Source organism: Shinella lacus (genome assembly GCF_010994755.1).
In the GTDB taxonomy this organism is placed as follows: Bacteria; Pseudomonadota; Alphaproteobacteria; order Rhizobiales; family Rhizobiaceae; genus Shinella; species Shinella lacus.
The window spans coordinates 601,632-615,181 of record NZ_WHSB02000003.1 but is presented as its reverse complement, the minus strand read 5'-3'; the positions used below and the strand labels follow the sequence as shown (position 1 = coordinate 615,181).

Genomic DNA, 13,550 nt, shown 5'->3' with positions numbered 1-13,550 from the left:
TCATTTTCAAGCGTGGCCGCACCCGCCTATTGCCGACTAGACAGAACACAAGTTGAGGCCGAAATGCCGAAGCCATTCAGTTTAGCCAGACGATCGATCCTATTCACGCTGATGCTCGCGACGCTTTCGGGGTGCAACATGGTCGTCATGTCGCCCTCCGGCGATATCGCGGCGCAGCAGCGGGACCTGATCGTCATCTCGACCTTCTTGATGCTGATCATCATCATCCCCGTCATCTGCCTGACGCTCTATTTCGCCTGGCACTACCGCCAGTCGAATACGGCCGCCAAGTACGATCCGGAATGGCACCACTCGACGGGCCTCGAAGTCATCATCTGGTCGGCGCCGCTCGCCATCATCATCGCGCTCGGCGCGATCACCTGGGTCAGCACCCACAAGCTCGACCCCTACCGTCCGCTCGACCGGATCGATGCCGCGCGGCCCGTCACCGAAGAGGTGAAGCCGATCAATGTGGAGGTCGTGGCGCTCGACTGGAAATGGCTGTTCTTCTATCCGGACTACGGCATCGCCACGGTCAACGAGATGGCCGCCCCTGTCGACGTGCCGATCAATTTCAAGCTCACCGCCTCGTCGGTGATGAACTCGTTCTACGTGCCCGCGCTCGCCGGCATGATCTACACGATGCCGGGCATGCAGACCCGGCTGCACGCCGTCATCAACAAGCCCGGCGAATATGAAGGCCTGTCGTCCAATTACAGCGGCGATGGCTTCTCCCACATGCGCTTCAAGTTCCATGGCGTCGACCAGGCGGGCTTCGACGCCTGGGTCGCCCGGGTGAAGCAGAACGGCACGATGCTCAACCGCGACGCCTACCTGAAGCTCGAAAAGCCGAGCATCAAGGAACCGGTCCGCTACTACGCCACCGTCGAGGACGGGCTCTACGAGGCGGTGCTCAACATGTGCGCACGCCCCGGCCAGATGTGCATGAAGGACATGATGCATATCGACATGATGGGCGGCGCTGGCGTCGAGAGCCATGAGAACCGGGCGAAGCTGGAGCACGACAACCGCCATGCGTCAGAGGAGACGCCCGGCGCCACCTTCCCGGAAACCGGCAACCCCGCGCGTAGCGAAGAGCCGGCAGAGGGCGTCGAGGAGCGGCAGGAGGAGCCGGCCACGATGAACCACGACATGCACAAGATGTAACGGGACCTCACCGCGCTCGCCGGGTCTAGCGGGCGCTGAGAGACCTCACGAGCGGCCCTCACGAGCCCTGGGGCTCGCATTCGAAAGATATTGGACAACCCATGTTCGGTGACATCAGCCTCACGCAATTCATCTTCGGACGGCTTACCTGGGAGGCGATCCCCTATCACGAGCCCATCCTCGTCGTGACCTTCGCAGTCGTGGCGCTCGGCGGCATCGCGCTCCTCGGCCTCATCACAAAGTTCAAGCTCTGGGGCTATCTCTGGCACGAGTGGTTCACCAGCGTCGATCACAAGAAGATCGGCATCATGTACATCATCCTGGCGATCGTCATGCTTCTGCGCGGCTTTGCCGATGCGATCATGATGCGCATCCAGCAGGCGATCGCCTTCAACGGCAACGAGGGTTACCTCAACCCGCACCACTACGACCAGATCTTCACCGCGCATGGCGTGATCATGATCTTCTTTGTGGCGATGCCCTTCGTCACCGGCTTCATGAACTATGTCGTGCCGCTCCAGATCGGTGCCCGCGACGTCTCCTTCCCCTTCCTCAATAATTTCTCCTTCTGGATGACCACGGGCGGTGCGATCATCGTGATGATGTCGCTCTTCGTCGGTGAATTCGCACGCACCGGCTGGCTCGCCTATCCGCCGCTCTCCGGCGTGGACTACAGTCCCGGCGTCGGCGTCGATTATTATATCTGGGGTCTTCAGGTGGCCGGTGTGGGGACGACACTCTCCGGCATCAACCTGATCGCGACCATCGTGAAGATGCGCGCCCCTGGCATGACCTTCATGAAGATGCCAGTCTTCACCTGGACCTCGCTCTGCACCAACATCCTGATCGTCGCGACCTTCCCGATCCTGACCGCGACGCTCGCCCTGCTGTCGCTCGACCGCTACGTTGGCACGAACTTCTTCACCAACGACCTCGGCGGCAATCCGATGATGTATATCAACCTCATCTGGATCTGGGGCCATCCGGAAGTGTACATCCTCGTGCTACCGGCCTTCGGCATCTTCTCCGAGGTGGTCGCCACCTTCTGCGGCAAGCGCCTGTTCGGCTATGCCTCCATGGTCTACGCCACCTGCGTCATCATGATCCTCTCCTACATCGTCTGGCTGCACCACTTCTTCACGATGGGCTCGGGCGCCTCGGTCAACGCCTTCTTCGGCATCACCACGATGATCATCTCGATCCCGACGGGCGCAAAAATGTTCAACTGGCTCTTCACCATGTATCGCGGCCGAATCCGCTACGAGGTGCCGATGCTGTGGACGGTCGGCTTCATGATCACCTTCGTCATCGGCGGGATGACCGGTGTGATGCTGGCCATCCCGCCGGCCGATTTCGTGCTGCACAATTCGCTGTTCCTGATCGCCCACTTCCACAACGTCATCATTGGCGGCGTGCTGTTCGGGCTGATGGCGGGCCTCGTCTACTGGTGGCCGAAGGCCTTCGGCTACAAGCTCGATCCGTTCTGGGGCAAGATGACCTTCTGGTTCTGGCAGATCGGCTTCTTCTTCGCCTTCATGCCGCTCTACGTGCTCGGCCTGATGGGCGTCACCCGCCGCGTCAGCCAGTTCGAAGACCCGTCGCTGCAGATCTGGTTCATCATCGCCGCCTTCGGCGCCGGCCTGATCGCGCTCGGCATCGGCTCCTTCATCGTCCAGCTCGTGGTGAGCTACCTCCGACGCGACGAACTGCGCGTGATCTCGGGCGATCCGTGGGACGGCCGCACGCTCGAATGGTCGACGTCCTCGCCGCCGCCGGACTACAACTTCGCCTTCACGCCCGTCGTGCACGACCATGACAGCTGGTACGACATGAAGAGCCGTGGCTACGAGCGTCCGCTCCAAGGCTTCAAGCCGATCCACATGCCGAAGAACACCGGCACGGGCGTCATCCTCGCCGGCATCAGCGTCGTGCTCGCCTTCGCGATGATCTGGTACATGTGGTGGCTGGTCGCCGTGTCCTTCATCGGCATCATCGCGGTGTCGATCGCCCATACCTTCAACTACAATCGCGATTTCTTCATCCCCGCCGAAACGGTGGCGGCGACCGAAGACGCGCGTTCCAAGCTGCTTCAAGAACGGACCTGAGCCATGAGCGCGACCCAAGTCCAGCAAACCGACGAAAAGCCGCAGTTCTACCTGACGGAAGACCACCATCCGGAAAACAGCACCATGCTGGGTTTCTGGCTCTACCTGATGAGCGACTGCCTGATCTTCGCCGTGCTCTTCGCCACCCACGGCGTGCTCGGCCGCAACTATGCGGCCGGTCCGTCGCCGGCCGATCTGTTCGACCTCAACATCGTCGCCATCAACACGGCGATGCTGCTGCTCTCCTCCATCACCTACGGCTTCGCCATGCTCCAGATGGAGCGCAACGCCAAGATGGAGACGCTGGTCTGGCTCGGCATTACAGGCGTGTTCGGCGCGATCTTCCTGGCGCTGGAACTCTACGAATTCTACCACCTGATCCACGAAGGTGCCGGTCCGACGCGCTCGGCCTTCCTGTCGTCCTTCTTCACGCTGGTCGGAACGCACGGCCTGCATGTCACCTTCGGCATCATCTGGCTGATCACGCTGATGGTGCAGGTCGGCAGGCATGGGCTGATCCCGGAAAACCGCCGCCGCCTGATGTGCCTGTCGATGTTCTGGCACTTCCTCGACGTCATCTGGATCGGCGTCTTCTCCTTCGTCTACCTCCTTGGAGTGATCGGATGAGCCCGAACCACGAAAGCGCTGCTGACACCCACCACGCGCATAGCCACGGACACGATGCCGGCCACGGCTCGTTCAAGGGCTACATGACCGGCTTCATCCTGTCGGTGATCCTGACGGCCATTCCCTTTTGGCTCGTCATGGCCGGCGTGCTGGACAGCAAGCTTCTCACCGCCGTCATCGTCATGGGCATTGGCGTCGTGCAGATCGTCGTGCACATGGTCTATTTCCTGCACATGAACCCGCGCTCGGAAGGCGGCTGGACCATGATGGCGCTGATCTTCACGCTGATCATCGTCGGCATTGCGCTCGCCGGCTCCCTCTGGGTCATGCATCACCTCAACCAGAACATGATGCCGATGACCCACGAGATGATGAAGAACATGCCCTGACGAGGGCGCCATGACCGTTGACCCGCAAGCCGCAGGGGAGGGCGCCTCCTCCTCGCGCGCCAAATGGCTTCTCACGGGCTTCCTGCTCGTCCTCGTCGCCGTATTCCTTGCGCTCGGCACCTGGCAGGTGCAGCGGCTGTTCTGGAAGCTTGACCTCATTGCGCGCGTCGAAAGCCGCGTCCACGCCGATCCCGTGCCGGCACCGGGCGGGGCGGAGTGGCCGGCGATCGGCCCGGAAAAGGACGAATACCGCCACGTTACCGCCACCGGCCTCTTCCAGCACGACAAGACGGTGCTGGTGCAGGCCGTGACGGAGCGCGGCGCCGGCATCTGGGTGCTGACGCCGCTCCTTCTGCCGGATGAATCGACCATCGTCATCAACCGCGGCTTCGTGCCCGCCGAGAAGCGCGATCCCGCCGCGCGCGTGGCAAGCGAGATTGCCGCCGGTCCCGTGACCGTGACCGGCCTACTGCGCCTCAGCGAACCCGGCGGCGGCTTCCTGCGCGCCAACGATCCGGCAAACGACCGGTGGTTCTCCCGCGATATCGTCGCCATCGCTGCCGCCAAAGGCCTGAGCAATGTCGCGCCCTACTTCATCGATGCGGACGCGACGCCCAATCCGGGCGGCCTGCCGGTCGGCGGGCTCACCGTCGTCGCCTTCCGCAACAGCCATCTCGTCTACGCGCTCACCTGGTATGCGCTGGCCGTGATGAGCCTCGCGGGCATCTATCTCGTCCGCAAGCAGCGGGCCGCATGACATTCCCCGCAACTTGGCGCTTGCCGAGCCGCGCGCGCGAAAATATGAAAGCGCAAATCATATTTGCGAGGATCTGCTTTCCATGAGCGCATCGGCGGCACACGCAACCAGACCTTCCACCGCTCCGGCCTCCGTGTTCTCCCTGCACGATGTCGGCATGGAACTGGAGGGGCGGGCGCTGCTGCGCTCCATCTCACTGGAGATCGTCGAAGGTCGCTCGGTCGCGCTGATCGGCCATAACGGATCGGGCAAGTCGACGCTGCTGAAACTTCTCGGCCGGCTTGCCACGCCGACATCGGGCCGCATCCGCTTCGAGGACCAGCCGCTCGAAAGCTGGGACCGCCGCCCGCTGGCGCGTCGCCTCGCCCACCTGCCGCAGTCCCTGCCGCTGGCGCCGGGCATGCTGGTGAAGGAACTGGTGGCGCTCGGCCGTTATCCCTGGCACGGCGCGCTTGGCCGGTTTTCTGCCGAGGATCGCCGCAAGGTCGAAGAAGCGATCGAACTGACCCATCTCGGCCCGCTCGCCGATCGCCTGGTCGACAGCCTTTCGGGCGGCGAACGCCAGCGCGCCTGGATCGCCATGCTGGTGGCCCAGGACGCCCGCTGCATGCTGCTCGACGAGCCGATCTCCGCCCTCGACATCGCCCATCAGATCGAGGTTCTCTCGCTGGTGCGCGACCTGACAACGCAGAAGAACGTCACCATCGTCACCGTGCTGCACGACGTCAACATGGCGGCACGCTACTGCGACGACATCGTCGCCTTGCGGGGTGGCGAGGTGGTCTCGATCGGCACGCCGGAGAGCATCATGACGCCGGCAGAACTCGATCGCATCTTCGGTGTCGCCATGGATGTGGTACGCCAGCAATCCTCCGGCCGCCCGCTCGCCTTCGCGCGCTAGCTTTTCTTGTTGACGAAGCTGGCATTGCCGAGCCCGGTGCCGATCGTCACCGCGGCCCAGCTTTTGACGTCCTTCATGCGCGGCACCTCCGAAAGGCCCTGAACGACGGCATCGTTGTGCATGATGACGAAGGTCGGCTGGTCGGTGATGCGCGGAATGGCGGTACGCAGCGCCTCCGGCAGGTTGAAATGCGTGCTTTCCCAATTGCCGCCCGGCAGGTTCTGCCCACCGCGGGCAATCGACCCATCCGCTGCGATGATGCCGGGGCAGCCGATGCCGATGACGGGCGCCAGCGCCAGCTTGGCCTTCTCGGCCTTGGCGATCAGCGCCTCGATCATGCGGACCAGATATTCGATGGTCGCGGTGCGGCGGGGCTCATCATCGGCATGGCGCCAAAGTTCGGACTTCCAGACCTTGGCCTTGGAGAAATCCGCCTTTTCGCCGAGGTTGAGCTTGACGACACCGGCGCGGATGTTCGTGCCGCCGATATCGACGGCGAGGATCGCGTCGTGCCCCTTCAGCATCCAGGAGGGAATGAGGTGCACGGCGCCGATGAGCCCCGCCTCGTCCGGATGGTGGGCGATCGGCGTCAGCGCCACCTTCAGGCCTTCCGCCTTGAGCAGGATCTGGGCGCGCGCAATTGCCATCATGCCGACCTTGCTGTCGCGAAAGCCGCCGCCCACGGCGATCGTTTCGGTATCCTTCCACGAATCTTCCTTCATGTAGCGGGCAAGCACGTCCGCGAGCGTCTTCGCGAAGTCGCCGATCGCCGCCATCACGAGAGCGGCCGCCTCCGATTCCGGGTCCTTCAGCAGCGCATCGACCTCCTTCTTCGAGAGATCGTCTGTCGGAACGCCGCCGAGCGGATCGTCGCCGCCTTCGCGAACCCGCTTGCGCCAGTCGTTGATCGCGTCGCGGAAGGCGCCCTTGTTGGCCCGGTCGCCGATGAAGCCGTCCTTGTCGCGCCGTTCGAGATTGTAGCTTGCGACGGTCACCGTCGGCAGCTCTTCCGCCCCGTGGGTGACGGGCGCCTCGTTCTCCTCGACCGGTCGCGATTTCTGTTTGGCCATGTCCGTTCCTTTGTTCGATGCGAGACCACAATGCGCCCGGGAAAAACTTGTTCCTGCCGGGAGCGCGAACATCTGCCCTTGCCGGGAGGCAATCGCGATCTACTTGCTGGTCGATGAGCGAACAGGAAAAATTGCGGCCGTCCGATGCCGCAACCCGCCATCTCATCCGCCGTCTGGTCGAGGAGCCCGACCGCTGGGCGCTCTTCCTCGACATCGACGGCACCCTCATCGATCTCGCGACGACGCCGGATGCCATCCAGGTGCCGCTGTCGCTGCCCGGCACCCTGGATGCCGTCTCCGCCCGGTTGCGCGGCGCGCTGGCGCTGGTGACGGGACGCAGCCTGCCCTATGCGGACGGGCTCTTCGCACCCTTCCGCTTCCCGATCGCCGGCCTGCACGGCGCGGAATTCCGGGGCGCTGACGGCGAGACTTCGATCGTCACGCAAACGCCTGCCTTCACCGCGCTGAAACAGCGCCTCGTCGAGCAGACGGCCTGGATGGAGGGCGTGCTGATCGAGGACAAGGGGGCGGCCGTCGCCGCGCATTACCGGCTGGCGCCCGCCTATGACACCGCCCTCGAAACGATGATGCGCCACCTTGCGGACGAGGCGGGGCCCGACTGGGTGCTGCAACCCGGCAAGATGGTCTTCGAAATCCGTCCCGCCCGCGCCGACAAGGGCGACGCGGTCGCCTCCTATCTCGAAGAGCCCGCCTTCGCCGGCCGCCTGCCCATCACGATCGGCGACGACCTGACGGACGAATCCATGTTTGCGCTGGCAAATGCGCGCGGCGGGCAGTCGATCCGGGTCGGCTCGCTTTCCACGGCCACCTGCGCGCTCGCCAAAGCCTCGTCGCCCTCGGCCATCCGCTCCGCGCTCGCCACCATCGCCACTGCGCACGAGCAAAGGGCCGCGTCCGCCTCCTGATCATCCGGAACAGAAGCGGCCTTGGCGCCTTTCCCCTTCGGCAAAGGGAGACAACGATGAAACACAAACTTCTGGCCAGCGACGCGGGTGAACGCACCTTCATTCTCGTTCTCGACGAGGGGGACGAGGCCTTCCGCTGCATCGTCGACTTCGCAGAAAGAGAGGGCGTTACGGCCGCTTCGATCACCGCGATCGGCGCGTTTCGTTCGGCGACGATCGCCTTCTTCGACTTCGAGACGAAGAGCTACGAGAAGATCCCCGTCGCGGTCCAGTCGGAGGTGCTGAGCATGCTCGGCGATATCGCGATCGACGACGAAGGCAAGGCGAGCCCGCATCTGCATGTCGTGCTGGGCCTTTCCGACGGCAGCACGAAGGGCGGTCATTTCCTGGAAGGCTACGTGCGGCCGACGCTGGAAGTCATTCTGCGGGAAACGCCGGCCGATCTCAGGCGCAAACACCGCGCCGATCTCGGCATCGCCCTCATCGACCTCGGTTAGTCCGGGCTGCCGGATGCCTCTTTCCAGAGGGAAACCAGCGGCCCGGCGGCGCCATAGAGCGGATCGCTGTGGGGAACGGGCAGGCTGGCGATGATCTTCAACTCGCCCGGTGTGGCCGCCGCCGTCTCGATATCGGCGTGCTGGCCCTGTGGATAGCCCCCGACCACGAGGAAATCGTCGCTGGCGGAAATCCGCATATGGCCGGTGCCGGCCGGAAGCACCAGGCAATCGCCCGCGCGCACCTCCAGCGTGGCGCCATCAGGCCCGCCGATCAACAGTTCGGCCTTGCCTTCGGCGATGCCGAGCACCTCATGCGCCCCGACATGATAGTGCTGATAGGAGAAGACGCCGTTGCGCCAGAGGCCTTGCCATCCGGCATCGGAAAATCGGCGTTCGAAGCCATGCGCGCGATCCCTCTCCGCAGCGTCAAAAACCTGCCTGTAAACGAGGACCGGCAGGAACGGATGGTTCGGCACCCACTCGCTGGCGGGGAAGAAATGCATCTCCGGGTTCGTCATCTCGACCTCGTTCACCGTGTTCCAGCGTCTTTATACCGCGAAACTGCCCACGCGACCGAATGTTCCGGGAACCGACGGCGCCATGCCGCATTAGGGGGTCGAACGGAGATACTCGCCATGGACAACAAGGACCGCCTGATCCTGGCGCTGGCCGCGCTTCTGCGCGCCGAGCGCGAAACCCGCGGCGCCCTACTGGAGGTATTAGAGGAGGATTCCATTTCGCGCGAAACGCTGATGGCGATCCTGTCCGACCCGATCCCGATCGTCACGCAGGAGGATATCGCGTTCGCCGAACGGTTTGCGCTCTCCAAGCACCTGCCGATCGAGAGGAAAAGCTGATGGCGCCGCGCTCCTTCTGGAAGGGCTATCTCAAGCTCTCGCTCGTCACCTGCCCGGTGGCGATGACGCCGGCGATTTCCGAGGAGGACAAGGTGCGTTTCCGCACGCTGAACGGCAAGACCGGCAATCCCGTCGTCAGCCGCTACGTCGATGGCGTTACCGGCAAGGCGGTCGGCGAGGACGACGAGGTGAAGGGCTATCCGCGTGGCGAGGACGATTACGTCATGCTGGAGGACGAGGAGATCGAGGCAGTAGCGCTCGAAAGCACCCGCACGATCGACATCGAGACCTTCGTGCCCCGCGAGACGATCGAATGGATCTGGTACGACGCGCCGCACTTTCTCGTGCCGAACGATACTGTCGGGGAAGAGGCGTTTTCGGTGATCCGCGAGGCGATGGCGGCGACCGGCACGGTCGGCATTTCCCGGCTGGTGCTCTATCGCCGCGAGCGCGCAGTGATGCTGGAGCCGCGGGGCAAGGGCATCGTGCTGTGGACGCTGCGCTACGGCGACGAGGTGCGCGAGGAGAAGGACTATTTTATGGGAATGAAGGCGGGCAAACCGGAGGCCAAGGCGCTAAGCTTGGTCAAGACGCTCATCAAGGAGCGCACGAAGCCGTGGGATCCGAAAATGGCGGACGACCCGGTGCAGGACCGCCTTCTCGACATCATCGCCACGAAGAAGAAGGGCCGCAAGCGCCCGGCCAAGGCGAAGACGCCCCCGCCGACCTCCGGCAATGTCATCAACATCATGGATGCGCTGCGCAAGAGCATCAAGGCCGAGGGCAAGGGCAAGTAGCCCTCAACCCTTCGCCTTGCCCTTTGCAGCCTTCAGCGGCTCCGCCGCCGCCTTGAACTCCGCCCAGGGATCGGCGTCGAGCGCCTGGAGCCGCGTCGGCGTGTTTTCGACGGTGAAATATGCGGGGCCGATATCCGGGCTGAGCTCGTTCCAGGCAAGCGGCATCGACACGGCGGCACCGCGACGGGCGCGGGTGGAATACGGCGCGACCGCCGTCATGCCGCGCTGGTTGCGCAGGTAGTCGATGAGGATCTTGCCGCTGCGCTTCGACTTGGTGATGGTCGAGACATATTTGTCCGGGCTGTCCTTCGCCATGGCGTCGGCAATGCCCTTGCAGAAGGCCTTCACCGCCGGCCACTGAGCGGAAGGTTTCAGCGGCGCGACGACGTGCAGGCCCTTGCCGCCGGAGGTCTTGACGAAGGCGTTGAGCCCCGCGGTTTCGAGGCGCTTACGGGTTTCCTCCGCCGCCTCGATGATCGCGGGCCAGTCCACGCCGTCGCCGGGATCGAGATCCATGATGATGCGATCGGGCCGTTCCCAGTCGGCAAGGGTCGAGCCCCAGGGGTGGATCTCCAGCGTAGCCGACTGCACGAGACCCAGCAGCCCGTCGAGATCGTTGATCGCGACATAGGGCTCGTCATCCTTCTCCGCCGGATCCTGCACCTCGACGATATTCGCGTTGATGCCCTTCCAGGCGTGTTTCTGGAAGAAGGTCTGGCCGTCGATGCCGCTTGGCGCGCGCAACAGCGCGAGCGGCCGGCCGACGATATGCGGGGCGATATAGCGCCAGACCTCGGTGTAATAATCCGCAAGACCCTCCTTGGTGACGCCCTCGTCGGGCCAGTAGACCCGGTCAGGATGGGTGAGGCGCACGGTGCGGCGCTGCGGCTTTTCGTCTTTCGGGGTGGTTTTCGATCTGGGCACTTCGGCGACGACCTCCGTTGCGGGCTTGTCTTCCCTCAAACCGCGGAAGGAAGCATGCCGCAGATGGCCGTCGGCCGTCCAGGCGCGAAATTCGACCTCCGCCACCAGTTCCGGCCGCACATATCGCGCCTGCCGCGCCTCATCCGCCGTCAGCGGCCGGCCGAACGGGCTTTCGTCCGTCCGCATGCGGTTCAACCGCTTGAAGAGATCGGCGGCGACCGAGGCGCTGAACCCGGTTCCGACACGGCCGACCGGTTCGAGCTTGCCGTTCTTGTAGACGCCGAGTACCAGCGAGCCGATCGCCTGGCGCGATACCGAGGAGGGCACGAAACCGCCCACCACGAACTCCTGCCGGGCCGAACATTTCGATTTGATCCAGCTCTTGCTGCGCCCGCCACGATAGGGCGCGTCGCGCAGTTTGGAAACGACGCCTTCGAGGCTCAGCCGGCAGGCATGGCGCAGCACGAGCGCGCCGTTCTCGTCGAAATGGCCGCTGTAACGCAGCGTGCCCTCCGTGCCGGGCACGAGCGCGTTGAGCACGGATTTTCGCTCGTCCAGCGGCAGGCGCGTCAGGTCGTAGCCGTCAAGGTAGAGAATATCGAACACATAGAAGATGAAGCGGTCGTCACGCCCTTCGCTGAGATCGGCCTGGAGGGCGGAGAAATCGGAAGCACCGGCGGCGGTTTCGACGACCAGTTCGCCATCGATGATCGCCGTGCCGATCGGCAGGTCGCGCAGCGCCTCCGGCACAGCCTTGCCGAATTTCTTCGTCCAGTCCAAGCCGCTGCGGGTGAGGAGCCTCACCCGGCCGGCCTCGATGCGGGCTTGAAGACGGTAGCCGTCGAACTTGATTTCATGCAGCCATCGTTCGCCGGCGGGCGGCGCTGCAGCAAGCGTCGCCAGCGTCGGCGGCAGGAAATCCGGAAGCTTTGCCTTGCGGGCGCCCTTGAGGCCGGAGGGATCGGGCACGGGGGCCGTCTTGACCTCCGGCTTTGCCTTCTCGGCCGCTTTCGGCTTTGCAGATTTCCGGATGCGCCCCGTCTTCGACGACCAGCCCGGCGCCTCACTGGCGACGTCCGCGATCTCCCGTCCCGTCTTCACCGATTCCGGCCGCTCGTTAAGAAGGCCGTCCTCGCCGTCCGGCATGGCGAACTCGTCGTCGCCTTTGATCAGCAGCCAGTTCTCGCGTTTCTCGCCCGGCTTGCCCTGCATGCGCACGAGATGCCAGCGGCCATGCAGTTTCTCGCCATCGAGCTCGAATTCTAGATGCCCCTTGGCATAGGCCTTCTTTGCATCGCCAAGCGGCTGCCAGGTCCCGCGATCCCAGACGATCACCGTACCGCCGCCATATTCGCCCTTGGGGATCGTGCCTTCAAAGTCGCCATAGGCCAGCGGATGGTCCTCGACATGCACGGCGAGCCGCTTTTCGCTCGGCACCAGGCTCGGGCCGCGCGTCACCGCCCAGCTTTTCAACACACCGTCCATTTCGAGTCGGAAATCGTAGTGCAGGCGGGTCGCGTCATGTTTCTGGATGACGAAGCTGTTGCCGCTCTTGCGCCCCTTGCGGCCCTTCGGCTCGGCGGTCGTCTTGAAATCCCGTTTCTGTCGATAGACATCCAGCGTCGCCATGCTCAGCCTGCCTTTTGCCGGCTGGCGGCCGGCTTGCGTGTGGCGGTTTTCTTCGTGCTGCGCTTCGCTGGCTTGCCGTCTTTGCCCGCGCTCTGCCGCAGCGCTTCCATCAGGTCGATGACCTTGCCCTCGGCCTTCTGTTTCTGCGGCTTGATCTTGCGGCCCTCGATCTTCGCCTTCACAACCTCGGCCAGCGCCGCATCGTAGCGATCATCGAACGTCTTCGGATCGAAGCGGCCGCTCTTCGTCTTGATGATGTGTTCGGCGAGTTCCAGCATCTCGCCCTTCAGCTTGATGTCTGGAATTTCGGAAAACGTCTCCTCGGCGGAGCGCACTTCATAGTCGTAGTTGAGCGTGGTCGCGATGAGCCCATCGCCGTGCGGGCGGATCAGCACGGTGCGCACCCGGCGGAAGAGCACGGTCTCGGCCAAAGCCGCCACCTTCCGGCTCTTCATGCCCTCGCGGATCAGGATGAAAATCTCCTCGGCGTGCCGGTCGGCGGGCGCGAGGTAATAGGGCTTGTCGAAAAACAGGTCGTCGATCTCGTCGCAGGCGATGAAGGCTTCGACATCCATCGTCTTGTCGCTTTCCGGCACCGCGGCGGCGACTTCGTCCGGGTCGAGCACGATATAGTCGTCCTTGCCGGTCTCGTAGCCCTTCACCTGGTCGTCGCGCTCCACCGGCTTGCCGGTCTCGCTATCGATGAATTCGCGCCTCAGCCGGTGCCCCGTCGCGCGGTTCAGCATGTGAAAGGAAATGCGCTCGTTCGTCGAGGCGGCCGTGTAGAGGGCGACCGGGCAGACGAGCTCTGCCACCTTCAAAAAACCCTTCCAGTTCGCTCGTGGCGCCACGCTGCCGCACTCCCGCTCCAAAGCGGAAGCAATGCCGGCCGGCGTCATTTGTT

14 protein-coding genes are annotated in these 13,550 nt (G+C 63.9%); 10 read left to right on the top strand and 4 right to left on the bottom strand.

Annotation, left to right across the window (positions count from 1 at the left end; all coding sequences use genetic code 11):
- The first annotated feature begins 111 nt into the window (after positions 1 to 111).
- The 6 genes from cyoA to GB927_RS10895 all read left to right on the top strand — a co-directional run bounded on the left by cyoA (position 112) and on the right by GB927_RS10895 (position 5,946).
- Positions 112 to 1,167 carry a ubiquinol oxidase subunit II gene (cyoA, locus tag GB927_RS10920; protein ID WP_439617574.1) on the top strand — a complete coding sequence of 352 codons (1,056 nt, stop codon included), beginning with the start codon at positions 112 to 114 and terminating at the stop codon, positions 1,165 to 1,167.
- 101 nt (positions 1,168 to 1,268) lie between these two features.
- Complete coding sequence (cyoB, locus tag GB927_RS10915; RefSeq protein ID WP_256116836.1) at positions 1,269 to 3,272, top strand: cytochrome o ubiquinol oxidase subunit I; 2,004 nt, start codon at positions 1,269 to 1,271, stop codon at positions 3,270 to 3,272.
- 3 nt (positions 3,273 to 3,275) lie between these two features.
- On the top strand, positions 3,276 to 3,899 hold the full coding sequence (gene cyoC, locus GB927_RS10910) for a cytochrome o ubiquinol oxidase subunit III (protein WP_256116835.1): 624 nt from the start codon (positions 3,276 to 3,278) through the stop codon (positions 3,897 to 3,899).
- Entirely contained in the window at positions 3,896 to 4,288 is a 393-nt protein-coding gene (cyoD, locus tag GB927_RS10905; protein WP_256116834.1) for a cytochrome o ubiquinol oxidase subunit IV, read from the top strand. The genes cyoC and cyoD overlap by 4 nt, the downstream gene beginning before the upstream one ends.
- 10 nt (positions 4,289 to 4,298) lie before the next feature.
- Positions 4,299 to 5,045, top strand: coding sequence for an SURF1 family protein (locus tag GB927_RS10900; protein WP_256116833.1), 747 nt, complete (start codon positions 4,299 to 4,301; stop codon positions 5,043 to 5,045).
- An 82-nt stretch (positions 5,046 to 5,127) separates the two neighbouring features.
- Positions 5,128 to 5,946, top strand: a complete 819-nt coding sequence (locus GB927_RS10895) for an ATP-binding cassette domain-containing protein (RefSeq protein ID WP_256116831.1) — start codon at positions 5,128 to 5,130, stop codon at positions 5,944 to 5,946.
- Here the strand turns inward: GB927_RS10895 and GB927_RS10890 are convergent.
- On the bottom strand, positions 5,943 to 7,016 hold the full coding sequence (locus tag GB927_RS10890; protein WP_256116830.1) for an ROK family protein: 1,074 nt from the start codon (positions 7,014 to 7,016) through the stop codon (positions 5,943 to 5,945). The genes GB927_RS10895 and GB927_RS10890 overlap by 4 nt on opposite strands.
- 113 nt (positions 7,017 to 7,129) lie before the next feature.
- Between GB927_RS10890 and otsB the strand changes: the two genes are divergently transcribed.
- On the top strand, positions 7,130 to 7,942 hold the full coding sequence (otsB, locus tag GB927_RS10885) for a trehalose-phosphatase (RefSeq protein ID WP_256116828.1): 813 nt from the start codon (positions 7,130 to 7,132) through the stop codon (positions 7,940 to 7,942).
- A gap of 56 nt (positions 7,943 to 7,998) precedes the next feature.
- Complete coding sequence (locus tag GB927_RS10880; RefSeq protein WP_256116827.1) at positions 7,999 to 8,439, top strand: PPC domain-containing DNA-binding protein; 441 nt, start codon at positions 7,999 to 8,001, stop codon at positions 8,437 to 8,439.
- Here GB927_RS10880 and GB927_RS10875 read toward each other — a convergent pair.
- Positions 8,436 to 8,957, bottom strand: a complete 522-nt coding sequence (locus GB927_RS10875) for a cupin domain-containing protein (protein ID WP_256116825.1) — start codon at positions 8,955 to 8,957, stop codon at positions 8,436 to 8,438. The two genes, GB927_RS10880 and GB927_RS10875, sit on opposite strands and share 4 nt — an antisense overlap.
- Before the next feature lie 117 nt (positions 8,958 to 9,074).
- On the opposite strand from GB927_RS10875, the gene GB927_RS10870 reads away from it, so the two are divergent.
- Both GB927_RS10870 and ku (GB927_RS10865) read left to right on the top strand, forming a co-directional pair.
- Positions 9,075 to 9,296, top strand: a complete 222-nt coding sequence (locus tag GB927_RS10870) for a hypothetical protein (protein WP_256116824.1) — start codon at positions 9,075 to 9,077, stop codon at positions 9,294 to 9,296.
- Positions 9,296 to 10,093, top strand: a complete 798-nt coding sequence (gene ku, locus GB927_RS10865) for a non-homologous end joining protein Ku (protein ID WP_256116822.1) — start codon at positions 9,296 to 9,298, stop codon at positions 10,091 to 10,093. Before GB927_RS10870 ends, ku (GB927_RS10865) begins: the two co-directional genes overlap by 1 nt.
- A 3-nt stretch (positions 10,094 to 10,096) precedes the next feature.
- Here the strand turns inward: ku (GB927_RS10865) and ligD are convergent, their stop codons facing one another.
- Together ligD and ku (GB927_RS10855) are read right to left on the bottom strand one after the other, a co-directional pair.
- The gene (ligD, locus tag GB927_RS10860) at positions 10,097 to 12,646 is read right to left on the bottom strand and encodes a DNA ligase D (RefSeq protein WP_256116821.1); all 2,550 of its coding nucleotides are present in this window, start codon (positions 12,644 to 12,646) and stop codon (positions 10,097 to 10,099) included.
- A gap of 2 nt (positions 12,647 to 12,648) precedes the next feature.
- Positions 12,649 to 13,497 carry a non-homologous end joining protein Ku gene (gene ku, locus GB927_RS10855; protein WP_256116820.1) on the bottom strand — a complete coding sequence of 283 codons (849 nt, stop codon included), beginning with the start codon at positions 13,495 to 13,497 and terminating at the stop codon, positions 12,649 to 12,651.
- Positions 13,498 to 13,550 lie beyond the last annotated feature (53 nt).